This is a genomic window from Paraburkholderia silviterrae, assembly GCF_004353915.1.
Lineage (GTDB): Bacteria > Pseudomonadota > Gammaproteobacteria > Burkholderiales > Burkholderiaceae > Paraburkholderia > Paraburkholderia silviterrae.
The window spans coordinates 512,407-535,536 of record NZ_SMRP01000003.1 but is presented as its reverse complement, the minus strand read 5'-3'; the positions used below and the strand labels follow the sequence as shown (position 1 = coordinate 535,536).

Below are 23,130 nucleotides of genomic sequence, written 5' to 3'. Positions count from 1 at the left end.
AACCGCCCGTTTCGCATGGGAGCCATCATGCCTCTTCCCGCCACCGATGAAACCACCCACTTTCCCGGTCTCGCGCGCGTCGCGGCGCTGCTCGCCGATCCCGGGCGCGCCGCCATGCTGTGGGCGCTCATGGACGGCAGCGCGCGCCCGGCAGGCGAGCTCACGATGATCGCGGGCCTCTCGCCGTCCGCCGCGAGCGCGCACCTCGCCCGGCTCGCCGATGGGGGCCTGCTCGCGCCCGAAGTGCGCGGGCGGCATCGCTATTACCGCATCGCCACGCCCGACATCGCCGCGGCCATCGAAGCGCTGATGAACGTCGCGCACGCCGCCGCGCCGGCACAGCCCGTGACGCGCCCCGCGCGCACCGTCCCCGTCGAGATGCGCCATGCGCGCACCTGCTACGACCATATGGCGGGCGAGGTTGCGGTGCGTGTGTTCGACCGGCTCGTCGAAGGCGGCTGGCTCGTGCGCAACGACGATGATCTCGACGTGACGGAGCAAGGCGTCGCGCGGCTCACCCATTGGGGCGTCGATCTCGGGGCGTTGCGCGCGCGCCGGCGGCGCTTCGCCTGCACCTGCCTCGACTGGAGCGAACGGCGAGCGCATCTGGGCGGCGCGCTCGGCGCGGCGCTGCTCGAGCGCTTTACCGCGAACGGCTGGGTCGAGCACGCCAGCCGCCCGCGCGTGCTGCGCATCACGCCGCTCGGGCAGCGCGAATTCGACGCGTTCGTGGCCGCATAGAGGGTCCAGAAAGCGGCCCGGAAAGCTGACAAATACCCAACAACATCTCTTAACAGGCACCGAAAAGCGGGCTTTCGGGCGCCTGTCACACGTTCTGTTACATCTGGTGCATAAGCCCTAACAATTGAGCGCGCATGGAAACAGGCGCGGCGGATAGAGTTCCCCACATAGCACCCCGAAATTGATGCGGGAAGCTGGAGAACCACCATGACAACGCGCACCTCATCGCCTATCACGTTCCGCCGCCACGACAACATGCAAGACACGTACCGGCACCCGCACGTCGCCGTGCGCCGCCCGCGCGGCCGCACGCTCATCGCCGGCGCCGTGCTCGCCGCTTTCGCGCTCAGCCTCGCCGGCGCCAACGCCTGGGCGCAGGCCGCCCCGCAAGGCGCACCGGTCGCCAGCGCAGCCGGCGACCCGCCCGGACGCGTCGCGCGTCTCGACTATATGGCAGGCGACGTCACGACCGAGCCGGCCGGCGCCACCGACTGGTCCTACGCCCAGCTAAACCGCCCGCTCACGACCGGCGACCAGCTCTGGAACGACGCCAACGCGCGCTCGGAGCTGCACATCGGCTCGACGGCGGTGCGCATGGGTCCGCAAACGAGCGTCGACGTCCTCAACCTCGACGACTCGACCGCCCAGCTGAAAGTCGCGCAAGGCACTTTCGCGGCGCGCGTGCGCGAGTTGCCCCCCGGCAGCTCATATGAAATCGACACGCCCAACCTCGCGCTCGGCGTGACCAGCCCTGGCGACTATCGCGTGGACGTCGCGCCCGACGGCAGCAGCACGACCGTGACGGTGCGCAGCGGCAACGTGACGGTGTACGGCGAGAACGGCCAGACGCCGATGTCGGCGGGCCAGCAAATCCGTTTTGCCGGCACCAACCTGCAGCAGGTGGCGAGCGAGGCCGCGCCGCCGCCCGATGCCTTCGACCAGTGGGCGCTCGCGCGCGACGCCAGCGAGGACCGCTCGGTCTCGGCGCGCTACGTCTCGCGCGACGTTCCCGGCTATCAGGATCTGGACGCCAACGGCACGTGGCGCGAAAGCCCGCAGTACGGCGAGGTCTGGACGCCCAACGACGTGCCCTCGGGCTGGGCCCCCTATCACGACGGCCACTGGGTCTGGCAGGCGCCGTGGGGCTGGACGTGGGTGGACGATGCGCCGTGGGGCTTCGCGCCCTACCACTACGGCCGCTGGGCCCACGTCGACGATTCGTGGGCCTGGGTGCCGGGTCCGATCGTCGAGACCGCGCCGCCCGTCTACGCGCCGGCGCTCGTCGCCTTCGTGGGCGGCGGCGACGGCGGCCCCGATTGGGGTGTGAATCTCGCCATCGGCGGCGCAGCGGCAGCGGGCGTCGCGTGGTTCGCACTCGGGCCGGGCGAGCCGTGGCACCCGCACGGGGGCGACTGGAGCCCGCACTACTACGACCGCGTGAATCAGACCGTGATCGTCAACAACTACCGCCACGACGTGAACATCACGAACATCAACGTGCACAACACGTTCGTGAACTACCGCGTGCCGGGCGCCGTGACCGCCGTGCCCGCCACGGCCTTCGTGCACGGCCAGCCGACCTCGCGCTTCGCGCAGCGCGTCGACCCGCGCCAATGGCAAAACGCGCACATCCAGTCGGGCACGCCGGGCATCGCGCCGGTCAAGGGCAGCTTCGGTCCGAATCTGCGCCGCGCCGACTATCGGCCGCCCGCCTCGCTCAATCAGCGTCAGGTCGTGGCAACGCGCGCGCCGGTCGCGCCGCCTGCCTTCCGCGACAACCTCGCGCAGCGCTTCGCCCACAGCGGTGGTGCCGTGCCGGGCGCAGGCGCGCCTGTCGTGCACGTCTCCGCGCCGGCGCACGCTTCGTTCTCGCCTTTCTCGCCCGCCTCGCACGGGGGATGGCCTCAGCAGAACGTGCGTGTCGTGCCGCCCCACTCGCCGGTGATCGGCGCGCAGGGCCGGCCGAACGGCGCGCCGGGCCAGGGGCCGGGTCAGGAGCCGCGTCCAAGCGCTTTCGCCCAGGGCGGCCCGCATGGTCCAAACGAAGCCATGGCCCCGCATGGACAACAACCTGGACAGCCCGGCATGCCGCCCGCGATGGCGAACGGCCACGACCCGGTCGCCCCGCAGGCCAACGAAGCGCATGGCGTGCCGCATCCGCCGCAGTTCGCGGGCCGACCGGAGGGCGGACAGCCGCAAGGCGCCATGCCCGGCGGCGGGCCGCGCACACCGGGCGCCGCCGGCACCATGAATGGCCGCGCGCTGGCCGGCACGCCGGGCGAGGCGCATCAGCCCTCCTGGATGCAACCGCATGCGCCGATGGCGCAACATGGACAGCCGGGCGGCGCGGCGCCGGGTCAGGAAAGCCGGCAGCAAGCGTTCGCGATGCAGCAGCCGCATGAAGGCGCACCTGCGCGCGCGCCGCAGCCCGCCGCGGGCGAAGCACCGCACGGGCAGCAGCCGGTGCAAACGCAACCACGTGCGGATGCCCATCCGCAACCGGAGCAGCAGCAGCGCGCCGAGTTTCATCCGCAGCCTCAGCCGCAGCCGCGTGCGGAGGTCCGCTCGCAACCGCAGCCTCAGCCGCGTGCGGAAGTTCGCCCGCAACCACAGCCGCAGCCTCAGCCGCGTGCGGAAGTCCGTCCGCAACCACAACCGCAGCCTCAGCCGCGCGCGGAGTTCCACCCGCAGCCCCAGCCGCGTGCGGAGGTCCGTCCGCAACCGCAGCCGCAGCCGCGGCCGGAGTTCCATCCGCAACCGCAGCCCCAACCGCGAGCCGAATTCCACCCGCAACCGCAGCCCCAGCCGCGAGCCGAATTCCACCCGCAACCGCAGCCCCAGCCGCGTCCGGAGCCCCATCCGCAGCCGCAGCCGCAACCCCATCCGCAAGCGAGCGGCGGCCACGACGAGCATCATCACGGCTGAGCCCACCACCCCGGCGCGCACCGCAAGGCGCGCGCCGCCAACGAAAAAGCCCGCGAACATCGCTGTTCGCGGGCTTTGCTTTTCGCGCGTCGATCTCGGCGCTACGGCACGCTAGACCGCCATCGGCGCCGTGAGCGGATCGTGGTGCCGATAGCCGGCCAGCGAGAAGTCGGCGGGCTCGACCTTCTCGAGCCACTCGGGCTCGTAGACGCCAGTCTTCGCGTACTCGGGCACGCGCGACGCGATCTCGAGACGCGGGCTCTCATAAGGCTCGCGGCTCAACTGCTCGTTGAGCATGCCGAGCTGGTTCTCGTAAATATGCGCGTCGCCGATGAAGTACGTGAACCAGCGCGGCGTGTAGCCCGTCAGGCGGCCGACGAGATGCAGCAGGACCGCGCCTTCGGTCAGGTTGAACGGCGTGCCGAGGCCCACGTCATTGCTGCGGATATACAGGCACAGCGAGATCTCGCGCTTCGCCACGTTCGGCAAGAACTGATAAAGCAGGTGGCATGCGGGCAGCGCGATCTCGTCGAGCACCGCCGGGTTCCAGCCATGAAACAGAATCCGGCGGTCGGCGGGGTTGTTCATGATCGTGTCGAGGCACTGGCGCAGCTGGTCGACCGCCTTGTAGAGCAGCACCTTCGGGCGGCCGTCCTCGCTGAATTCGCTCACGCGCGCATAGCCGCGCGACTGCGCGTCGGCCAACTGCGCGCTCGCGTCGGCGTCCAGCACCTTGTAGGCGGGCCACTGGCGCCACTGCACGCCATAGACGTCGCCGAGGTCGTCGGTGCCGCGGCGGTATGGATTGGCGAGCCACTGCGCGTTCTCGTTCGCATTGGCGTCCCAGACCTTGCAGCCGAGCGCACGGAAATCCGCCGCGCTGCGCGAGGCGCGCAGGAAGCCGATCAGCTCCCCCACCGCCGACTTGAACGCAAGCTTTTTCGTCGTGACGGCCGGGAAGCCTTGTTGCAGGTCGAAGCGCAACATGGCGCCCGGCATGCTGATCGTGCGGATGCCGGTGCGGTTTTCCTGCCAGCTGCCGGTGTCGAGAATCGAGCGGACGAGCTCGAGGTACTGTTTCATGCGCGGTCCCTGAGCGGGCGCGCGAGCGCACCCGGTGCGGATTCAAAAGAGGAGATTCTATAGCAAGCCGGCAAACGGCAGCTCGGGCCCAATGGAGAGCATGCGGAGAACAAGCAGAGAACAAGCGGAGGGCAATCGGGGGACAGGTACGACAACACCGCACAGCGCCATTCGGAATGACTGGCTACAACGCGATACGCGCGACGACACAATTCGCTGCATCGGCATAACATGCCCAGAAAATACGCATTATGTCGAAGCCGTGAAAAATCGAATAATGCCGCAGATAATGCGCCGCATGGCGACGCCCGGCAAAAACAAACGGCGTAAAAATCAATGCGTTGATTAGCGCGACGAGCCAACGTGACAAGCCCGTGGCAAATCGTTCGCAAATAACCCGCAATATCGCCAACTGCACGCCCAGGCCACAACGCGCCCACCACGCGCAAACGCAGACAGGGCGGCCCGCACTCACGGGCCGCCCGCCGCACGAACCTGCGCCCCCGCGCAAGCCCGCTCGCACCCCTGCTACCTCGTACCCTCACGACCGTTCCGGCTCTTCGTCAGCCTGCTTCGTCGTGCTTGTGCGGCCACATCGCGCGGCCGTTATATGGTCCCCTCGGCGAGGCCGCCTTCAGGCCCCGCCCCCCGAAACCAGTCCGCCGGGATGCGGCGCGAGCGGATCGCTTTCCATATGCCGCATGCCATGCGCACACAACAGCCGGTATAGGGTCACGCGCGAGATGCCCAGTTCCTGCGCGGCATCGCCAAGACGCCCGCGATGGCGCAGCAAGGCGAGCTCGATGGCCTGGCGCTCGGCGGCCTCGCGCGCCTGCGCGAGCGAGACCGGCACCACCTCGACGTAATCGCCCAGCTCCAGATCGCGCGCCGTGATCGCGCGCCCTTCGGTCATGACGATCGCACGGCGCACGCGGTTGATGAGCTCGCGCACGTTGCCGGGCCAGCTGTAGTTATGCAGCGCGGCAATGGCGTCGGGAGAAAAGCCGCGCAGACGCCGCCCACCGTCTTTCTTGAAGCGCTCGAGCATGTGCCGCGCGAGCAATTCGATGTCCTTGCCGCGCGCACGCAGCGGCGGCTCGTCGATCTGCAGGACGCACAGGCGGTGATACAAATCCTGGCGGAAGCGCCCCTCGACCATGGCCGCGCGCATGTCCACGTGCGTGGCCGAGATGATGCGCACATCCACGGGAATCGACTGGTGGCCGCCAAGGCGCTCGATCCGGCCTTCCTGGAGAAAGCGCAACAGGCTCGCCTGGCTTTCCATCGGCAGGTCGCCGATTTCGTCGAGAAAGAGCGTGCCTCCATTGGCCGCTTCCACGCGGCCGATCTTGCGCTGGTTCGCGCCCGTGAACGCGCCGCGCTCATAGCCGAATAGTTCCGACTGCAGCAGATGCGGCGGGATCGCCCCGCAATTGATGGGCACGAACATCGCATTGCGCCGCGCCGAGCGCTCGTGAATGGCGACCGCGGTGAGTTCCTTGCCAGTGCCCGACTCGCCCGAAATGAACACCGGCGCGTCGGTCATCGCGACCTTGCGGATCGAGCGGAACAGCGCCAGCATCGCCTCGCACGAGCCCACCATTTCGCCTTCCGCACCGCCCGTGGTGTCGTTCGAAGCGCCCTCGCCGAGCGCGACCATGCCGAATGCATGGCCCACGGAATCGACAATGCGCTCGCCGCTCCAGGGCACCGTTACGTAATCGAAACAGTAATCGCGCACGAGGCGGCGCAAATTGGCATCCTGCAACTGGCCCGTGGTGGTGGCTGCGACCCAGCCAACGTTAGGCAACGTGAGGCACGGCTCGAACGCGCCGATCTCATGCACATGGAATTCGCTGGTCAAATCGAGCAGTCCGCCTGCGGGCAGACCCGCGCGCAGCGCACGTCGCGTATCCCGCGCGTTGCCGACGATCTCCACCTGCCAGCCCCGCTCGTGGAACCGCTCGTTCAGCGCTTCATTCGGATTGCGCGTCACGTAAACCAATTGCCGCGTTGCGGATTCCATTATTCAGATCCTCTTGCCAACACATCGTTGCGAAATGACGGCACGCACCTGATGTACAGACACGCAGCAAAAGACGACATCCACCAGGCGCAAAAGGACGTGGCGAGCATGGGGCTTTTGCTGACTGTGAGTCCCCGAGTTGCGGCGTGTGTGTCAACTTGCCCATGGCAGGGCTTTTCTTATGGCTATTACGCGTTTCTCTGAAGCTTACTATATGGATCGGGGTGTTGGATAGAAAATATGCGACGCGAATAGCTTAGGGTCCGATGGAAAGGTTTCCATTACGTAAGTGCTGAATTGCAAGAAGAAAATCCATTGCAGATGTTTTCATTCTGTTGCTCCAGTACCTTCTTCCCAAGACATCGCGATTACGTAACACAAAAATCGCGCAAACGTTCTCCATTGATACTTTCCAACGAATTCCCGGTGTTTAAAACCGGTCGACGTTTCAGCACTGAAACGTTTTTGCGAAAATCCACTATTCAAAATCCGTAGAAAATATCCGGACCCGCGACGTATCAATGGATTGCGTGGCATGGCACACGTTTCGCTAAATGTCTCGCACCAGGAGATACGCCATGCGACTCATTCCCTCGAACGTCAGGCGCAGTCTTACCGGCACATGCGGCATGCTCGCCGCCGTGCTGATTCCCGCCGCGCTCCTCGCTCTCGCGCCGTCGGTGCGCGCACAGACCGCAACGGATGCGGCGAGTGCGGGTTTCGTCGCGACGAACACCGGTGTCGTTCCAGCAACAGGCGCGGCCATGGTGCCCGCCACGTTCAACGTGCGCGCAGCACCTCCTGGTTCTGATAACGGCACGGGCGGCGAAAACTTGAGCACCGGCACGCTCGCCGCCGACCCGGGTCCCGCTGGGGACGATCAGGTGCTCGCGGGCGCCGGCGCACTCGATGACCAGACGCTTGCGCGCCAGCGCGGAGGCGCCGTGGGCATGGTGATGGTCGCCGCCATGCCGCAGCTCATGCGCGGCAGCAGCGTGACGCTGTGGGACGAAATCGCCCCGCCCGCTCCGCTGCCGATCCCGGTGGACACCGGCCAGGCCGCTCAAGGCAACATCGCCAGCTACACCCGGAAGTAACCCGAACAAACGCGGTTATCGCCCAACAGGATCCACGCCCCTCGTGGCGTGGATCGCAGGCGGCACTCGGCTCACGCCGGTTGTGCAATGCAGACGGAGACAAACATGATCGTTCGCTTTAAGACGCCCGCTGGGCGCCGGCACTCAGCCCGGCTCGCAGCCGTCCTGAGCGCTGCGTTCGCGGCGGCGCTGACAGCAGGCGTCAGCGCGCAGCAGGTGGCCAATCCCGGCGACATCATCGTCGAACGCGACATCACCCCGCGCAGCGCTTTCGCCAGCGTGCCGAAGAGCCAGGACCCCGTGATCGTGCGGGCCACGACGTTCCCGAAGAACTCGTACGACCCCGCCATGGCGACGCTCGTCTCCGACACGGACCTCACCAACGCGCACGGCAACTCCGGCGTGAACGCGAGCGGCGCGCTCGCGGGCGAGGCGGCGGGCGTGCAAGCGATTAACCGCATTCTCGTGGGCAACCCGTCGGGCTCGAACGGGGCGCTCGGCGCGGGCGGCAGCGCCCAGGCCCTCGGCGGCATCGGCGGCACGATCTCCTCGACCATCAACGGCGCGCTCGCGCCGCTCACGAGCGCGCTGGGCACGATGGGAGGCATGAAATGAGCCGCCACCCGCACGCCACTCGAGTTCTGGCAGCACCCGCCCTCGCCGCCTCGTGGGTGGCACTTGGAATGGCCCTCGCCACACCCGTGCACGCCCAGGTCACGGTAGGCGCGACCGCCGTGATCGCACCGAACGCCGCCACCTCGGTAACCGGCGCGCTCGCCGTGAACGAAGCGGCCGGGCTCGACAACGTCCAGGGCAACCAGCTGACGATCACCAACGGCGGCTCGGTGGGCAATGTGAATCTCGACGAGCAAGGCGCCTCGGTGCGCGCCCGGCTTGGCAACGCCAGCGCGCTCATCGGTTCGGGCGCGTTCGCGAATACGTCCGGCGCCATGATGGTGAATCAGGCGGCAGGCGTGGGCAACATCCAGCGCAACAGTGCGCAGATCGGCACTGGGGTGCTCGGAGTTGCGTTGCTCTCGGACGGGGAAATGTCCGCGGTCACCGCAACGAACGGCGGTACGGGTAACCAGGCAGGCCAGGCAGGCGGCATTCGTGAGGTACGCATCGACGGTGTGGCCTTCAGGAATGCAACGGGCCTCATGCAGGTGAACCAGACAGCCGGTGCCGGTAACGCTACGGCAAACAGTTTTGTGCTCCGTCCCCCGGCGGGCACTCTTTTTTAACTGACCACTCAAGTATCGGAGCGAAAAATGAAGCGCACCCTCATCGCAGCAGCCGTCCTCGCGACCGTGGCAAGTTCCGCTTTCGCAGGCCCGAAGACCGCTTACCTCTTCAACGCCACGGGCGTGGTCGACGTCGTGGGCATCGAAGGGTTTGTCGGCCTGTTCGGCTGCGTCAGCGTCAGCAGCACGGCAGGCGCGGTCATCAACAACACCCAGAGCACGTCCGGCGGCACGCTGATTCCGCAGGCGCAGAGCTACCAGTTCGGCAATGTGACGACGAACTACGACGACAACGTGTACAGCCAGGTCGGCACGGGCACGAACTCCGACTACAACACCCACTCGTTCTCCACGAAGTCGAAGTCGTCGTCGTCGAGTTCGTCGATGAAGACGCATGATGTCAATGCCTCGACCTCCGAGAGCTCGTCGAGCAAATACAGCTTCGACAAGTCGCGCAACGCGAGCATCAGTGCAGACGTCCACGTCAAGGCCGACGACGGCACCTCGAAGAATACGACGATCTCCAACAACTTCAGCGACAACGGCGGCAACAGCTTCACCAATACGTACAGCAACGTTGGCAAGAACACGTCGACGCATTCGCAAAGCGGCAACGGCAAGCTGACGCTGGGCGCCAAGTGGTCGAGCAGTGGCAACTCGCAGAACGGCTCGGCTGGCCTTACGCTGACCGGTTCGGAAAGCACGTCGCACACGAAGACCAACTCGCATAACGACGGCAACACGCTGAAGGTCGGCAACACATGGTCCGCGAACAATACCCTCAACGTCGACAACACCAAGACCACGACGAATTCGGCCTACGCCGACGCCACGTTGAACGCATCCGTCAAGACCCAGGAAGGCGGCTCGGGCGACAGAATGAGCCAGTCGAAAGAAACGTACTCGCATAAGTTCAGCGAAGCGAGCACGAGCAAGGAATCGCACTCGCATTCGTATTCGACGTCCTCGAGCGAAAAGAATACGTGGGGCTATAGCACGAACGACACGATGACCACGGTCAACAATACGACGACGGGCTACCTCACGACGCATACCGACACGCAACAGGCCGGCACGCTCACCGCCACCACGGGTAAGAGCGCGGCAACCGGCGTGCAGGGCAACCTGGGCGTGAACATCGCGGAAGGCATCAACAATGCGCAAAGCAACGACGTCGCGCTCGCTTCCGTCGACATGGGCAATGTGTTCGGTAACGCTCAGATCTTCAACAATCAGACGTCCGCCGGCACTGCGAATGTGAAAAACTTCAATCTGAACGCATCTGTGGGTGACGGCTCGCTTGCCGGCGTCTCGGGCAACGTCGGTGTGAACGTCGCATCGGGTATCGGCAACGCGCAGAACAACAGCCTTGCCGGCTCCGTGACGACGGCCACCAACGCAGGCAGCGCCCAGACGACGGCGATGGTCGCGACCGACAACAACGTGCAAGACTCCGACATGCGCGCCAAGGGCCAGTTCCAGGGCACAGCTAGCCTCGGCGCCAACACGCTCACCGGCGCGAGCGGCAATATCGGCGTGAACATTGCCGGCGGCATCGGCAATCTGCAGCACAACGGCATGGCCATCGCTGCAATGAGCAACGGCCACTAAGCATCACCAGGCATCACTTAGCCGTCCTGACGTAATTGCAACCGAAAGCTGTACCCCGACGCGCCGGCCGCTGACACACAGCAGCCGGCGCGCAAACCACAAGCAGGAGACCACCATGCCCGGGTCCGCATCGTCCCCGGCGTCAAGGATGTGTGCTGTCGCGCTGGCGCTCGCCGCCGCCGCGGCGTGGGTGCCTTGCCGTGCGCAGTCGAGCATCGATGCGACCCACCTGGTCGGCGTGCCGATCAAGTTGCCGCTCCACTCGATGCGCGACATTCGCTACAACAGCGTCGTCACCCAGCAATACGACTATAGCTGCGGCGCTGCGGCGCTCGCGACGCTGCTGAAGTACGGCTATGGCATCGACATCCCGGAACCGGAGCTGATCCGCCGCATGATGGTGTTCTCCACGCCCGAAGTGGTCGTGAAAAACGGCTTCTCCATGCTCGACATGAAGAAGTTCGTCGAAACGATCGGCCTGCGCGGCCGGGGCTTTCGCGTCAACACCGACGCGCTTTATCACCTGCAAATTCCCGTGCTCGTGCTCATGAACATCGATGGGTACGAGCACTTCGTGATCGTCAAGCATGCCGAGAACGGCCGCGTCTTCATCGCGGACCCCGCGCTCGGCAACCGTATCGTCGCCGAGGACGACTTCGCGAAGACATGGAACGGACTCGTCTTCGCTGTGCTCGGCAAACCGTTTCTGGAGGACTCTCCGCTGTTGCAGAACAACGAGTCGCTCGCTCTGAAGCTGCGCGAGAACGCCCTGCTCAACGGCTCGGCCCCGACTCCCTTCTTCGAATACGGCCTCGATAAGGCCGTGATGTTCTGAAGTCCTGACGAGTCATGAACCGCAACCTCTCACAGTGTGGCATTGCGGCAGCGCTCTACGCGCTCGCCTGCGCTTGCTCAAGCAGTGCGTGCGCCGCCGAGAGCCTTGCCGATACCCAGGCTGCCGTGCCCGCGTTCCTCTCGGTGGGCGGCCCCGAAGCGCAGCCCGTGCGCTGCGAGCCCGTGGGCGACGACGTGCTCGCGCATCAGACCGGCAAGTATGCCGGCAGCGACATGATCTCCGGCTTCGTGCTCAACGTGCTGTCGCAATGGCAGTTGCCCAACGGCGCGAGCGCCATAGCGCAAGGCGCGCTCACGGTCGCGCAGAACGCGGTCAACCAGTTGAGCGCCAGTGTGCAAACCACCGCCCACGTCACCGACCCGGTACCGGGCGGCACGAACGCGGCCAATAGCGGCGCCACCCCGAAGACGTCGGCTTCTGGCGGCCAGAACGTGTTGGTCAACGGCGTATCGCAGATCACGCAGGTCGCCGGCAACAACAATGTCGGCTCCAACGCCGCGACCATCGACTACAGCAATTCGGCCAGTACCGGCACCAATAACAGCGCCGCGCAGCTCGCCAGCATGGCGGGCGCCAATCAGCCAAGCGCATCGGCATCGACCGCGGCGGGCGCCAATCAGCCGAGCGCATCGGCATCGAATGCGGCGGGCGCCAATCAGCCGAGCGCATCAGCATCGACCGCGGCGGGCGCCAATCAGCCGAGCGCATCGGCATCGAACGCGGCGGGCACCAATCAGCCGAGCGCATCGGCATCGAACGCGGCGGGCACCATCAAGGCCGGCATCGCGTTCGGCAACAACGGCGTCAACGTCACGCTGCAGACGCCCGCCGGAATGGCGACACAGAACATCTTGCCGAGCAGCACGCAGCAGGCGGGCGCCATCGCCCAGTTGCTCCAGATCGCTGGCAACAACCAGCACGTCGCCAATCAGCTACAGCTCAGTCTGCAGACGCAGCAACTAAGCGCACAAATGATTCGTCAGGCCGGCGTATTACAGGCTCTACGCAACACCCGCTAACAAAAAGCGCCGCCCATTTCATCAACTATCTGCCGCCCACCGCCAACGACGGCCAAAACGAGGAGAGATCACAGAAAGCACTACACGCGGGCTAGCAGATCGCGTGAAGCATCAAACAAGCGTATCGACGGTGCGGGGCGCGGAACCAGAAGGTTCTGTCGTATGCCCGTGTTCGATCCGGGGGAAAAGAATGACCACAATGTACAAAACGGCGGTGCCGCGCTTGACGCTGGCCGCCATTCCAGCAGCAGTCCTGCTCTTCACGCTCGCGCAAACCGCCAATGCGCAGGCGCTGCAAAGCCAGTCTGTCGAAGACCGGCTCAACACGCTCATGCGTGTGGTCGATGAGCAGCAACGGCAGATCCAGTCTCTCGAGCGCCAGGTCACGAATCTCGAAATGGCGCAACGCGGGCGCGGCATGCCGGGCGCCGCTACGCCGGACGCCGCCTCCGCCACGAGCGTCGCCGAGCAACCCGGCGCGGACGGCCTGCCCGTGCCGCTGCCGCCGCTCGCGCAGGCGCTGCCTGGCGCCACCGCGCCAGGCTCGCTCACCGGCACCGCCACGGGCGTGCCGGTGAACCCGCCGTCGCCCGACAGTGGCACAACCAATGGCGCCACCGGCTCCTCGGCCGCAAGCGGGCCGCAGCAAGGCGCGCCCGTCGGCGTCAACCCGAACGGCAGCCCGACCGTGGGCGAGACGCAAAAGAACGCCGAGCCCACCCGCACCCAGGCGGAGGAAGCGGTCGTGCAGCGCGAGCATGCGCCGCTCTTCGACCACAAGCTCACGCTGGACTGGGGCATCAGCGACACCTACTACGACCGCCGTCAGCTACAGCTCTCGGGCTTCCTCGCGCTGGACGCGATCTTCCTCGGCAACATCAATCTGGGCGAGACGAAGTCTCACCAGATCATGGCCGACCTCGACACGCGGTACGGCCTCACCGACCGCATGAGCATCGACGTCGACGTGCCCTACATCTACCGCCACAGCAGCTTCATCGTGGGCGGCGCGGGCGGCTCGGCGAACTCGCTCTCCGATGCGTCCGTCAACTCCAACGCGATCGGCGACGTGAACTTCGGGATCTACTATCAGTTCCTGAAGGAGACCAACAACCTGCCCGACGTGGTCGGCAGCTTGCGCGTGAAGACGCCCACCGGCACCTCGCCGTTCGGCATCAAGTTGCAACAGCTCACGCCCGACAACACCAACCTCGTCGCGCCGAGCAAGCTGCCCACCGGCACGGGCTTCTGGAACGTCACGGCGGGCCTGTCGGTGCTGAAGACCTACGACCCGGTCGTGCTGTTCGGCAGCCTCTCGTACACCTACAACATCTCGCGCTCGTTCGCCGACATCTCGTCGGTCGTCGGGCAGACCGAGCCCGCCGACGTCAAGCTCGGCGACATCGTGCAGTTCGGCGGCGGCGTCGCGCTCGCCTTCTCCGACAAGGACTCGGCCAGCATCTCCTATACGATGGCGATCGAGCCGCAGTCGAAAACCAAGGTGCCCGGCGGCAGCTGGACTGGCGTGCCGGGCAGCGAGACCACGGCCTCGGTGCTCAACTTCGGCCTGAATCACGTGGTCAACAAGCACCTGACGATCAACGGTGCGGTGTCGGTGGGCCTCACGCCCGACGCGCCGAACTTCGTCGTCGGCGTGCGGTTCCCCTACACCTTCTGATGAAAACGAGGTCGATCGTGCGCGATTCCTCACATCTGGGCGCCACCGTGACACCTTTGGCCGGGGCGGGCCAGCGGCTCGCCCCGGCAGGAGCGCCGCCCCGCCACGCCACAGCGGCGGACGAAGCGGCAAGCACCGGGCCGCTCGGGTTCGACGCCGCGGCCCGCGAGCCCGATGGCAGACCGATTGCCGATATCGACCGCATGCTGCTGTACGTCGCGCGCGTGCCGGACACTCAGCTCGGCGCGTATCTGCGCAGCCGCGGCTGGGAAGTCGCGACGGCCAAGAGCGCGCACGAAGCGACGCGCCTCGCCAAAGCCGAGCCGACGTGCGCGGGCATCGTCGACCTGACCGGGTTCGCGGCGCGCGACCTGGCCGGCCTCGAGGCGGTGCTGCGGCTGCAGCAGGTGGGCTGGATCGCACTCACCGACGCCAAGCGTCTCACCGACCCCGAAGTGCGGCGCCTGATCCGCCAATACTGCTTCGACTATGTGCATCTGCCGGTCGCGCATGCAACGCTCGACTACCTCGTGGGCCACGCGTTCGGCATGGTCACGCTGTGCGACCTCGACGATGCGCCAGCAGCAGCCGCCGCGAGTCAGGACGAAGACGAAATGGTGGGCACCTGCGAGGCGATGCAGCAGCTCTTTCGCACCATCCGCAAGGTGGCGAACACGGACGCGAGCGTGTTCATCTCGGGTGAGTCGGGCACCGGCAAGGAGCTTACCGCGCTCGCGATCCACGAGCGCTCGCCGCGCCGCAAGGCGCCGTTCGTGCCGATCAACTGCGGCGCGATCCCGCATCATCTTCTGCAATCCGAATTGTTCGGCTACGAGCGCGGCGCGTTCACGGGCGCGAACCAGCGCAAGATCGGACGCGTGGAAGCGGCCAACGGCGGCACGCTCTTTCTCGATGAAATCGGCGACCTGCCGATGGAAAGCCAGGCGAGCCTGTTGCGCTTTCTTCAGGAGGGCAAGATCGAGCGCCTCGGTGGCCACGAGCAGATTCCCGTGGACGTGCGCATCATTGCGGCCACCCACGTCGACCTCGAAGCCGCCATGCGCGACGGACGCTTCAGGGCGGACCTGTTTCACCGCCTGTGCGTGCTGCGCGTGGACGAGCCGCCGCTGCGCGCGCGTGGCAAGGACATCGAAATTCTCGCGCACCATGTGCTGCGCAAGTTCAAGCAGGACAGCGCGCGCAGGATCCGCGGCTTCACGCCCGATGCGATCGAGGCCATGTACAACTACAACTGGCCCGGCAACGTGCGCGAGCTCATCAACCGTGTGCGGCGCGCGATCGTGATGGCCGAAAGCAAGCTGATCTCGGCCGAGGATCTCGATCTCGATCAGTTCACCGAGCAGCAGACCGTGACGCTCGCCCAGGCGCGCGAGGCCGCGGAAAAACGCGCGATCGAGGCCGCGCTGCTGCGCCATCGCCATCGCCTGACCGAAGCGGCCACCGACCTCGGCATCTCGCGCGTGACGCTGTACCGGCTCATGGGCACGCACGGGCTGCGCGACGAGAAGACGATCTTCGGCGGCGAAGCGGAGAATCAACCGGACCTGCCGCCCGAGCCACAAGCTTGACGCTGCGGGGCCGGGGCGCTGCCGCGCGCTCGCGCAGCAGCGCTGCCGTCGGCGGCAAGGGGGTGGCAGCGAGAGCGTCGGGTAGAATCGGTGCGACGGGCTTTTTCCATTCCAACGCACTTCCCATTTCTCGATGACGACGCTCACCCTGATCGTCGCTCGCGCCCGCAACGGCGTGATCGGCCGCGACAACGAGCTGCCCTGGCGGCTGCCCGAGGACCTTGCCTTCTTCAAGCGCACCACCATGGGCGCGCCCATCGTGATGGGCCGCAAGACGCATGAATCGATCGGCCGCGCGCTGCCCGGCCGCCGCAACATCGTCGTCACGCGCGACGCCACGAAGCGCTTTCCCGGCTGCGACACGGTCACGAGCCTCGAAGCCGCGCTCGCGCTCGCGGCACAGGATCAGGCGCCCGAGGCGTTCCTGATCGGCGGCGCGCAGCTCTACGCGCAAGGCATCGCGCTCGCGCACAAGCTGATCGTCACGGAGATCGCCACGGATTTCGAGGGCGATGCCACCTTCCCCGCGCCCGATCCAGCGCACTGGCGCGAGACGGCGCGCGAAACGCTGCACGCGAATGCGCCCAACAACTTCGACTTCGCGTTCGTGACGTACGAGCGGCGCGATTGAGCGCCGAAAAACGCGCGCGCATCGGTACGTGAAAACAGAAACGGCACGCCTTGGCGTGCCGTTTGTGCGTTGATGGGTGAGAACGCGGGCGCGCAAAACGCGCCGCGGGCGCTTACTGCCCCGCCACCGTCATGCGCTCGACCAGCACCGAGCCGGTCTGGCGCGTACCGCGCGCGAGCGTATCCGCGCCCACCGCGACGATGTGGCGGAACATCTCCTGCAGCGTGGACGCCACCGTGATCTCCTCGACCGGATACTGAATCTTGCCGTTCTCGACCCAGAAGCCCGAGGCGCCGCGCGAATAGTCGCCCGTCACCATGTTCACGCCCTGCCCCATCAGCTCCGTGAGCAAGAGGCCCGTGCCGAGCTTCCTGAGCATGGCCTCGAAGTCGTCTTCGGGGTTCGTGAGCGAGCTTTGCAGCCGCAGGTTATGCGAGCCGCCCGCGTTGCCGGTCGTCTGCATGCCGAGCTTGCGCGCCGAATACGACGACAGGAAATAGCCCTGCACCACACCGTCCTTCACGACTTCGCGCCGTTGCGTGCGCACGCCTTCCTCGTCGAAGGGCGCGCTGCCCGCGGCGCGCGCCACGTGCGGGTCCTCGACGACCTGGATATGCGGCGCGAACACCGGCTTGCCGAGACTGTCGACGAGAAACGAGGTCTTGCGATAGAGCGCGCCGCCGCTCGTGGCCTGCACGAACGCGCCGAGCAGGCCCGCCGCGACCGGCGCCTCGAACAGCACCGGCACCTTGCGCGTGTCGAGCCCGCGCGCATTCAGGCGAGAGAGAGCACGCTCGGCGGCATAGCGGCCGACCGACTCAGGCGTTGCGAGCTCGCTCGCGCTGCGCCGCGAGGTGTACCAGTCATCGCGCTGCATGCTGCGGCCCGTGCCTGCAATGGGTGCGCACGCGATGTAGTGGCGCGAATAGGGGTAGCCGTGCATGAAGCCGCCCGAGGTGGCGAGCACGAACTGCGAATGCTGCGCCGAGACGCTCGCGCCTTCCGAGTTGGTCACGCGGCGGTCGGTCGCGAATGCGGCGTCCTCGGCGCGGCGCGCGATCTCGACGGCCTCGTCGGCCGTAAGGCTCCACGGGTGATAGAGGTCGAGGTCGCGCGGCGCGGTTTCCAGCAATTCGGGGTCGGCGAGACCGGCGCAGTCGTCGTCCGCGGTGAAGCGCGCGATGTTGTAGGCAGCCGCCACGGTGTCCTTGAGCGCCTGCGCGGAAAAATCCGAGGTGCTCGCATTGCCGCGCTTGTTGCCGAGGTAGACGGTCACGCCGACCGACTTGTCGCGGTTGTGCTCGATCGTCTCGACTTCGCCGCGCCGCACGGAAACCGACAGGCCATCGCCTTCGGAGATTTCCGTCGCGGCGTCGCTCGCGCCGAGCGCCTTCGCGTGACGGAGAATGTCCGACGCGATCTCCTTCAGCTCGTCCTGGGTGTGCGGGAAAAAACGTTGCCGGGCTTCGATGTCTGCAGCCATTGTCGTTACGGTCCGGTTTCGGGCCGGTGCGGCCCGCTTGTCGTGTATCGGGTGTATCGGATCATGCGCCTCGCTAAAAGGCGCGTTCCGCGATCATAGCAAGGTATGCGAACGCGCACCGCAGGCGCATTGACGTCGCTGGGCAGGCGCCTCCCGCCTGCGCCCGCCAGCCGCTCGCAATCACGCCATCGCACCTGCCACCCCGCGCGCGGGCCGCGCAAGCCCGGAACTCACGCGCAGCGGCCCTGCACGGCGAGCCCGCACAGCCCGAACGGAGCGCGCGCGCACGCTACAATACGCGTCATGAAACGCAAAACCCGCATTCAACCCATGAACGACGTTGCCGCCGACCAGGACGACAACGGTTACGATCGCCCGAGCAAATCGCAGCTCAAGCGCGAAATGACCGCGCTCCAGGAGCTGGGCATTGCGCTCGTCGAGCTGCCCAAAGACGCGCTCAAGCGCATGCCCATGACGGAAGACCTCGCCGACGCCGTCCACGAGGCACGCCGCATCACCGACCACGAAGGCAAGCGCCGCCAGCTCCAGTACGTCGGCCGCATGATGCGCGGCCTGCGCGAGGACGAGGTCGCCGCGCTGCGCACCGCCCTCGACGAGCACCGCGGCGTGAACAAGGCCGCCACGGCGCGCCTGCACTGGATCGAGCGCACGCGCGAAAAGCTGCTCGCCGACGACGCCGCGCTCACCGCCTTCATCCACGCGCATCCGGCGGCCGATCCGCAGGAAGGCCGCACGCTGATCCGCAACGCGCGCCGCGAGCAGCAGCAAGGCCGCCCGCCGAAGTACTTCCGCGAGCTGTTCCAGTGGATCAAGGACATGAGCCGCCAGGGCGCCGACGATCCGCTGGAGGCGGCGAACCAGCGCCCGCACGCAGATACCGACGAGGACGGCGAAGATGACGAAGCCTGAGCGTAGCCATCCTGACGAACTGGTGATCGGCCTCGTCTCGGTCAGCGACCGGGCCACGAGCGGCGTCTACGAGGACAAGGGCATTCCCTCGCTGATGGAATGGCTCGGCAACGCGCTCAAGTCGCCATGGCGGGCCGAAACGCGCCTGATCCACGACGACGCGGCCACTATTTCGGCCACGCTCACGGCGCTGGTGGACGGGCTCGGCTGCGACCTCGTGCTGACGACGGGCGGCACCGGCCCCGCGCGCCGCGACGTGACGCCCGAGGCGACGCTCGCGGTCGCCACGAAGGAAATGCCGGGCTTTGGCGAGCAAATGCGCCAGATCAGCCTGAATTTCGTGCCGACGGCGATTCTTTCGCGCCAGGTAGCCGTGATCCGCGAGACGGACGACCACGCGGCACTCATCATCAACCTGCCGGGTCAGCCGAAGTCGATCAAGGAAACGCTGGAAGGCTTGCGCGACGAGCACGGCACGGTGAAAGTGCCGGGCATCTTCGCGGCGGTGCCGTATTGCATCGACCTGATCGGCGGCCCGTATATCGAAACCGATCCGAACATCGTCGCGGCGTTCCGGCCCAAGAACGCGCAGCGAGCGCCGCGCGCGTAACAGCTGGCTCGCGACTTCGTCGCGGATCGGCCTGAATCGGCCTGAATCAGCCAACCCACGAGCTGCCGCGAATGGTGCGGCGCAAAAAGCCTCCGCGCCATTCGCCGAGCCCGATGGCGCTCTTGCCGTGCTTACTTCGCGGCGCCGCCCGCCTCGGCTGCGGCGTCCGCCGTGCCCGCCGCCGGAATCAGGAAATGCTCGCGGTAGTACTTGAGCTCGTCGATGGACTCGTGGATGTCGGCAAGCGCCGTATGCATCGCACGCTTCTGGAACCCCTTGTAGATGGCAGGCTGCCAGCGGCGGCACAGCTCCTTGAGCGTGCTCACGTCCAGATTGCGGTAGTGGAAGAAGCGCTCGAGCGTGGGCATCCAGCGCGCCATGAAGCGGCGGTCCTGGCAGATCGAGTTGCCGCACATCGGCGACTTGCCCGGCGGCACGTACTGCGAGAGGAACGCGAGAATCTGCTCGGTCGCGCTTTCCTCGGTCACGGTGGAGGCGCGCACGCGCTCGGTCAGGCCCGAGCGGCCGTGCGTGTTGCGGTTCCATTCGTCCATGCGGTCGAGCACGGCCTCCGGCTGATGGATCGCCAGCACGGGGCCCTCCACGATCTTCTCGAGCGTCGAGTTCGTCACCACCACGGCGATCTCGATGATCCGGTCGTTGTCGGGATCGAGCCCCGTCATCTCCATGTCGAGCCAGATCAGGTTCATGTCGGTGCGCTCCATCGCCGGAGTCGCCTGGCCCGCCGGGTCGGCAGAAGTGATATCAGTCATGTGGGGCAGCCTGAAACGGTTGAAGTGCGGCGTCCGGACACCGCCTGAATGCACCATCAGCGCACCCGCGCATGCGGCGCGCACGCATGATGCTCGCGCGGCCCGCACGCCAAAAGCGGGGATGCCATGGCCGGGCCGCCGAGAACATATAATTGTCGCATAGATACCACGGACTCCCCGGATGCCGACCTCATCAACTGCGTTGTCCCCCGCGCTGGCTTTCAGCGTCATTTTCGTGATCGCCGTGCTGGCCATGGTCGCGACCAAGCTCTGGCTCGCCTCGCGCCAGGTCCGCTTCGTGGCTGCGCACCGCAGCGCGGTGCCGCCCCAGTTCGCGGCCACCATCCCGTTGACGGCGCACCAGCGCGCCGCCGACTACACCGTCGCGCGCACGCGTCTTGGCATGATCGAGATCGTGCTCTCCGCCGTCGTGCTGATCGCGCTCACGCTGCTCGGCGGCGTGCAGGCGCTCGACCTCGGCATTTCGGATCTGATCGGACGCGACTACGTCGGCCAGATCGCCCTGGTCGCGGCCGTGCTCGCGGTGAGCGGCATCGTCGAGTTGCCGCTCGACTACTATCGCCAGTTCGTGATCGAGGAGCGCTTCGGCTTTAACCGCATGTCGCGGCGCATCTTCTTCGCCGACCGCATCAAGGGGCTCCTGGTCGGCGCGCTGTTCGGCATTCCGCTGCTCTTCGTCGTGCTCTGGCTCATGAAGCAGGCGGGCAGCCTCTGGTGGCTCTGGACCTGGGTGGTCTGGGTCGCGTTCCAGATGCTGGTGCTGGTGCTCTACCCCACTTTCATCGCGCCGCTCTTCAACAAGTTCGAGCCGCTGCGGGACGAGGCGCTGCGCTCGCGCATCGAAGCGCTCATGCAGCGTTGCGGCTTCGCGGCCAAGGGCCTGTTCGTCATGGACGGCAGCCGCCGCTCCGCGCATGGCAACGCCTATTTCACGGGCTTCGGCGCGGCCAAGCGCATCGTCTTCTTCGACACCCTGCTCGCTCGCCTCTCGGGCAGCGAGATCGAGGCCGTGCTCGCGCACGAGCTCGGCCACTTCAAGCGCCGCCACGTGATCAAGCGCATGGTGGTCACGTTCGCGATCAGCCTCGTGCTGCTCGGCGTGCTCGGCTGGCTCACCCAGCGCGTCTGGTTCTACGAGGGACTCGGCGTGCGGCCGTCGCTGCTCGGCGGCAACGAAGGGCTCGCGCTCGTGCTGTTCTTCCTCGCCGTGCCGGTGTTCCTGTTTTTCGTCACGCCGCTGTCCAGCCTGAGCTCGCGCAAGCACGAGTTCGAAGCCGACGCCTTCGCCGCCACGCAGACCGACGCGCAAAACCTCGTGAACGCGCTCGTCAAGCTGTATGAGGACAACGCGTCGACGCTCACGCCCGACCCGCTCTACACCGCGTTTTACTACTCGCATCCGCCGGCTTCGCAGCGGATCGACCGACTGCTCTCGCACGCATGAACCGGCGCGCAACGAAAGCCGCCGGCGGCGCAGCACAAGCGGGCACGGGGGCGGCGACGCTGCACGGCGTCGTGATCGCGGCGCACGGGCGCCACTATCTGGTCGCGCCGGACGCAGGCGGCGCGCCGCTGCAGTGCTTTCCGCGCGGCAAGAAGAGCGAAGTCGCGGTAGGCGACCGCGTCGAATATCAATCGACCTCGGCGGACCAGGGCGTGATCGTCGCGATCGGCGAGCGGCGCAACCTGCTCTATCGCTCGGATCAGTTCAAGTCCAAGCTCTTCGCGGCCAATCTCGACCAGCTCCTGATCGTGCTCGCCACCGAGCCGCACTTCAGCGAGGACCTGCTCGGGCGCGCGCTCGTGGCCGCCGAGGCCAACGATCTGAAGCCGATCATCCTGCTCAACAAGATCGACCTGGAAGCCGCGCTGCCGCTCGCGCGCGAGCGGCTCGAGCGCTATCGCGAGCTCGGCTATACGGTGCTGGAAGTGTCGGAGAAGAAGCACCCCGAGGAGGCGCGCGCGATTCTCACCGAACATCTGCGTGGCCACCAGACCATCCTGCTCGGGCAATCGGGCATGGGCAAGTCGACGCTCGTGAACCTGCTGATCCCCGACGCCGAAGCCGCCACGCGCGAGATCTCCACGGCGCTGAACAGCGGCCGCCACACGACGACGTTCACGCGCCTCTACAAACTCCCGGATGGGGATCACTCAGGCGGCGCGCTGATCGACTCTCCGGGCTTCCAGGAGTTCGGGCTCTATCACCTCACCGAAGGCACGCTCGAGCGCGCGTTCCCGGAGTTCCGGCCGCTGCTCGCGCATTGCCGCTTCTACAACTGCCATCATCTGCACGAGCCGGGCTGCGCGGTGCTCGAAGCCGTCGAGGACGGCCGCGTCGAGCCGGAACGCCATGCGCTCTATGCGCAGCTCGTGCACGAGATCAGCCAGGTCGTGCGCTGACGCGCCAGCCGTCGCCATGCTCAAGCTCGCACGCGCGCCCAATGTCGTCATCGCCCAGCACTGGATGAACATCCTCGCGGCGGCCGGCGTGCCGTGCGAGCTGCACAACCGCTACCTGAGCGGGGCGATGGGCGAGATTCCCGCCGATCAATGCGCGCCGGAGATCTGGCTCGTCGACGAGCGCGACGAGACGCTCGCGCGCAAGCTGATTGCCGACGCCACGAACGGGCCGCCGCCGGGCGCGCCGTCGTGGCGCTGCCCGCAGTGCGGCGAGACGCTGGAGGCGCAGTTCACGGTGTGCTGGCAGTGCGGCCGCGAGCGCGATCCGCGCGACGACTGAAAGCCTTCCGCCCGCCCTGCCGCATCTGGAAATGACAACGGCCCGCTCGTGAGAGGCGGGCCGTTGTCTT

Annotated in this window: 21 protein-coding genes; 16 read left to right on the top strand and 5 right to left on the bottom strand. The window is 66.7% G+C overall.

Annotation, left to right across the window (positions count from 1 at the left end; genetic code table 11):
* Window positions 1-27 precede the first annotated feature (27 nt).
* Window positions 28-741 carry an ArsR/SmtB family transcription factor gene (locus EYW47_RS09900; protein WP_133194665.1) on the top strand — a complete coding sequence of 238 codons (714 nt, stop codon included), beginning with the start codon at window positions 28-30 and terminating at the stop codon, window positions 739-741.
* A gap of 255 nt (window positions 742-996) precedes the next feature.
* On the top strand, window positions 997-3,666 hold the full coding sequence (locus tag EYW47_RS09895; RefSeq protein ID WP_377784926.1) for a DUF6600 domain-containing protein: 2,670 nt from the start codon (window positions 997-999) through the stop codon (window positions 3,664-3,666).
* Between the two features lie 111 nt (window positions 3,667-3,777).
* On the opposite strand, the gene EYW47_RS09890 is transcribed toward EYW47_RS09895, so the two are convergent.
* The 3 genes from EYW47_RS09890 to EYW47_RS09880 form a co-directional block, all read right to left on the bottom strand.
* Window positions 3,778-4,749, bottom strand: a complete 972-nt coding sequence (locus EYW47_RS09890) for a thymidylate synthase (RefSeq protein WP_133194663.1) — start codon at window positions 4,747-4,749, stop codon at window positions 3,778-3,780.
* A 184-nt stretch (window positions 4,750-4,933) separates the two neighbouring features.
* Complete coding sequence (locus EYW47_RS09885; protein WP_133194662.1) at window positions 4,934-5,224, bottom strand: hypothetical protein; 291 nt, start codon at window positions 5,222-5,224, stop codon at window positions 4,934-4,936.
* Window positions 5,225-5,383: 159 nt separating this feature from the next.
* Entirely contained in the window at window positions 5,384-6,775 is a 1,392-nt protein-coding gene (locus EYW47_RS09880; protein ID WP_133194661.1) for a sigma-54 dependent transcriptional regulator, read from the bottom strand.
* 578 nt (window positions 6,776-7,353) lie between these two features.
* Here EYW47_RS09880 and EYW47_RS41770 point away from each other — a divergent pair.
* From EYW47_RS41770 to EYW47_RS09835, 9 genes are all read left to right on the top strand, one after another.
* Window positions 7,354-7,872 carry a hypothetical protein gene (locus tag EYW47_RS41770; RefSeq protein WP_240763621.1) on the top strand — a complete coding sequence of 173 codons (519 nt, stop codon included), beginning with the start codon at window positions 7,354-7,356 and terminating at the stop codon, window positions 7,870-7,872.
* A 105-nt stretch (window positions 7,873-7,977) separates the two neighbouring features.
* Complete coding sequence (locus tag EYW47_RS09870) at window positions 7,978-8,487, top strand: hypothetical protein (protein WP_240763620.1); 510 nt, start codon at window positions 7,978-7,980, stop codon at window positions 8,485-8,487.
* A gap of 68 nt (window positions 8,488-8,555) precedes the next feature.
* On the top strand, window positions 8,556-9,116 hold the full coding sequence (locus EYW47_RS09865; protein ID WP_240763619.1) for a hypothetical protein: 561 nt from the start codon (window positions 8,556-8,558) through the stop codon (window positions 9,114-9,116).
* A 27-nt stretch (window positions 9,117-9,143) separates the two neighbouring features.
* Window positions 9,144-10,727, top strand: a complete 1,584-nt coding sequence (locus EYW47_RS09860) for a serine-rich family protein (RefSeq protein ID WP_133194659.1) — start codon at window positions 9,144-9,146, stop codon at window positions 10,725-10,727.
* Window positions 10,728-10,875: 148 nt separating this feature from the next.
* A complete protein-coding gene (locus EYW47_RS09855; protein ID WP_133194773.1) occupies window positions 10,876-11,562 on the top strand; it encodes a C39 family peptidase in 687 nt (228 codons plus the stop codon).
* A gap of 14 nt (window positions 11,563-11,576) precedes the next feature.
* Window positions 11,577-12,602 carry a peptidase C39 gene (locus EYW47_RS09850; RefSeq protein WP_133194658.1) on the top strand — a complete coding sequence of 342 codons (1,026 nt, stop codon included), beginning with the start codon at window positions 11,577-11,579 and terminating at the stop codon, window positions 12,600-12,602.
* 199 nt (window positions 12,603-12,801) lie between these two features.
* Window positions 12,802-14,280: a hypothetical protein gene (locus EYW47_RS09845; protein ID WP_133194772.1), complete on the top strand. Its 1,479-nt coding sequence runs from the start codon at window positions 12,802-12,804 to the stop codon at window positions 14,278-14,280.
* A gap of 203 nt (window positions 14,281-14,483) precedes the next feature.
* Window positions 14,484-15,869, top strand: coding sequence for a sigma-54 dependent transcriptional regulator (locus tag EYW47_RS09840; protein ID WP_133194771.1), 1,386 nt, complete (start codon window positions 14,484-14,486; stop codon window positions 15,867-15,869).
* 133 nt (window positions 15,870-16,002) lie between these two features.
* On the top strand, window positions 16,003-16,500 hold the full coding sequence (locus EYW47_RS09835) for a dihydrofolate reductase (protein ID WP_133194657.1): 498 nt from the start codon (window positions 16,003-16,005) through the stop codon (window positions 16,498-16,500).
* 112 nt (window positions 16,501-16,612) lie between these two features.
* On the opposite strand, the gene pmbA is transcribed toward EYW47_RS09835, so the two are convergent.
* Entirely contained in the window at window positions 16,613-17,983 is a 1,371-nt protein-coding gene (gene pmbA, locus EYW47_RS09830) for a metalloprotease PmbA (RefSeq protein ID WP_133194656.1), read from the bottom strand.
* A 303-nt stretch (window positions 17,984-18,286) separates the two neighbouring features.
* Between pmbA and yjgA the strand changes: the two genes are divergently transcribed.
* Together yjgA and mog are read left to right on the top strand one after the other, a co-directional pair.
* Complete coding sequence (yjgA, locus tag EYW47_RS09825; protein WP_133194655.1) at window positions 18,287-18,913, top strand: ribosome biogenesis factor YjgA; 627 nt, start codon at window positions 18,287-18,289, stop codon at window positions 18,911-18,913.
* Window positions 18,900-19,523: a molybdopterin adenylyltransferase gene (gene mog / locus EYW47_RS09820; protein WP_133194654.1), complete on the top strand. Its 624-nt coding sequence runs from the start codon at window positions 18,900-18,902 to the stop codon at window positions 19,521-19,523. The genes yjgA and mog overlap by 14 nt, the downstream gene beginning before the upstream one ends.
* Before the next feature lie 131 nt (window positions 19,524-19,654).
* On the opposite strand, the gene orn is transcribed toward mog, so the two are convergent.
* The gene (orn, locus tag EYW47_RS09815; RefSeq protein ID WP_133194653.1) at window positions 19,655-20,296 is read right to left on the bottom strand and encodes an oligoribonuclease; all 642 of its coding nucleotides are present in this window, start codon (window positions 20,294-20,296) and stop codon (window positions 19,655-19,657) included.
* Window positions 20,297-20,477: 181 nt separating this feature from the next.
* Here orn and EYW47_RS09810 point away from each other — a divergent pair, with 181 nt between their 5' ends.
* Genes EYW47_RS09810 through EYW47_RS09800 form a run of 3 tightly spaced genes read left to right on the top strand, consistent with a single transcriptional unit; the run spans window position 20,478 to window position 23,060 of the window.
* Window positions 20,478-21,761, top strand: coding sequence for a M48 family metallopeptidase (locus EYW47_RS09810; protein WP_133194652.1), 1,284 nt, complete (start codon window positions 20,478-20,480; stop codon window positions 21,759-21,761).
* Window positions 21,758-22,720 carry a ribosome small subunit-dependent GTPase A gene (rsgA, locus tag EYW47_RS09805; protein WP_133194651.1) on the top strand — a complete coding sequence of 321 codons (963 nt, stop codon included), beginning with the start codon at window positions 21,758-21,760 and terminating at the stop codon, window positions 22,718-22,720. The genes EYW47_RS09810 and rsgA overlap by 4 nt, the downstream gene beginning before the upstream one ends.
* A gap of 16 nt (window positions 22,721-22,736) precedes the next feature.
* Entirely contained in the window at window positions 22,737-23,060 is a 324-nt protein-coding gene (locus EYW47_RS09800) for a putative signal transducing protein (RefSeq protein ID WP_133194650.1), read from the top strand.
* Window positions 23,061-23,130: the final 70 nt, after the last annotated feature.

What these genes read in the sequence shown, in the direction of transcription:
- EYW47_RS09900 (WP_133194665.1), top strand. Translation starts at nt 28, where the DNA reads ATGCCTCTTCCCGCCACCGATGAAACCACCCACTTTCCCGGTCTCGCG.
- EYW47_RS09895 (WP_377784926.1), top strand. Translation starts at nt 997, where the DNA reads ATGCAAGACACGTACCGGCACCCGCACGTCGCCGTGCGCCGCCCGCGC.
- EYW47_RS09890 (WP_133194663.1), bottom strand. Translation starts at nt 4,749, where the DNA reads ATGAAACAGTACCTCGAGCTCGTCCGCTCGATTCTCGACACCGGCAGC.
- EYW47_RS09880 (WP_133194661.1), bottom strand. Translation starts at nt 6,775, where the DNA reads ATGGAATCCGCAACGCGGCAATTGGTTTACGTGACGCGCAATCCGAAT.
- EYW47_RS41770 (WP_240763621.1), top strand. Translation starts at nt 7,354, where the DNA reads ATGCGACTCATTCCCTCGAACGTCAGGCGCAGTCTTACCGGCACATGC.
- EYW47_RS09870 (WP_240763620.1), top strand. Translation starts at nt 7,978, where the DNA reads ATGATCGTTCGCTTTAAGACGCCCGCTGGGCGCCGGCACTCAGCCCGG.
- EYW47_RS09865 (WP_240763619.1), top strand. Translation starts at nt 8,556, where the DNA reads ATGGCCCTCGCCACACCCGTGCACGCCCAGGTCACGGTAGGCGCGACC.
- EYW47_RS09860 (WP_133194659.1), top strand. Translation starts at nt 9,144, where the DNA reads ATGAAGCGCACCCTCATCGCAGCAGCCGTCCTCGCGACCGTGGCAAGT.
- EYW47_RS09855 (WP_133194773.1), top strand. Translation starts at nt 10,876, where the DNA reads ATGTGTGCTGTCGCGCTGGCGCTCGCCGCCGCCGCGGCGTGGGTGCCT.
- EYW47_RS09850 (WP_133194658.1), top strand. Translation starts at nt 11,577, where the DNA reads ATGAACCGCAACCTCTCACAGTGTGGCATTGCGGCAGCGCTCTACGCG.
- EYW47_RS09845 (WP_133194772.1), top strand. Translation starts at nt 12,802, where the DNA reads ATGTACAAAACGGCGGTGCCGCGCTTGACGCTGGCCGCCATTCCAGCA.
- EYW47_RS09840 (WP_133194771.1), top strand. Translation starts at nt 14,484, where the DNA reads ATGCTGCTGTACGTCGCGCGCGTGCCGGACACTCAGCTCGGCGCGTAT.
- EYW47_RS09835 (WP_133194657.1), top strand. Translation starts at nt 16,003, where the DNA reads ATGACGACGCTCACCCTGATCGTCGCTCGCGCCCGCAACGGCGTGATC.
- pmbA (WP_133194656.1), bottom strand. Translation starts at nt 17,983, where the DNA reads ATGGCTGCAGACATCGAAGCCCGGCAACGTTTTTTCCCGCACACCCAG.
- yjgA (WP_133194655.1), top strand. Translation starts at nt 18,287, where the DNA reads ATGAAACGCAAAACCCGCATTCAACCCATGAACGACGTTGCCGCCGAC.
- mog (WP_133194654.1), top strand. Translation starts at nt 18,900, where the DNA reads ATGACGAAGCCTGAGCGTAGCCATCCTGACGAACTGGTGATCGGCCTC.
- orn (WP_133194653.1), bottom strand. Translation starts at nt 20,296, where the DNA reads ATGACTGATATCACTTCTGCCGACCCGGCGGGCCAGGCGACTCCGGCG.
- EYW47_RS09810 (WP_133194652.1), top strand. Translation starts at nt 20,478, where the DNA reads ATGCCGACCTCATCAACTGCGTTGTCCCCCGCGCTGGCTTTCAGCGTC.
- rsgA (WP_133194651.1), top strand. Translation starts at nt 21,758, where the DNA reads ATGAACCGGCGCGCAACGAAAGCCGCCGGCGGCGCAGCACAAGCGGGC.
- EYW47_RS09800 (WP_133194650.1), top strand. Translation starts at nt 22,737, where the DNA reads ATGCTCAAGCTCGCACGCGCGCCCAATGTCGTCATCGCCCAGCACTGG.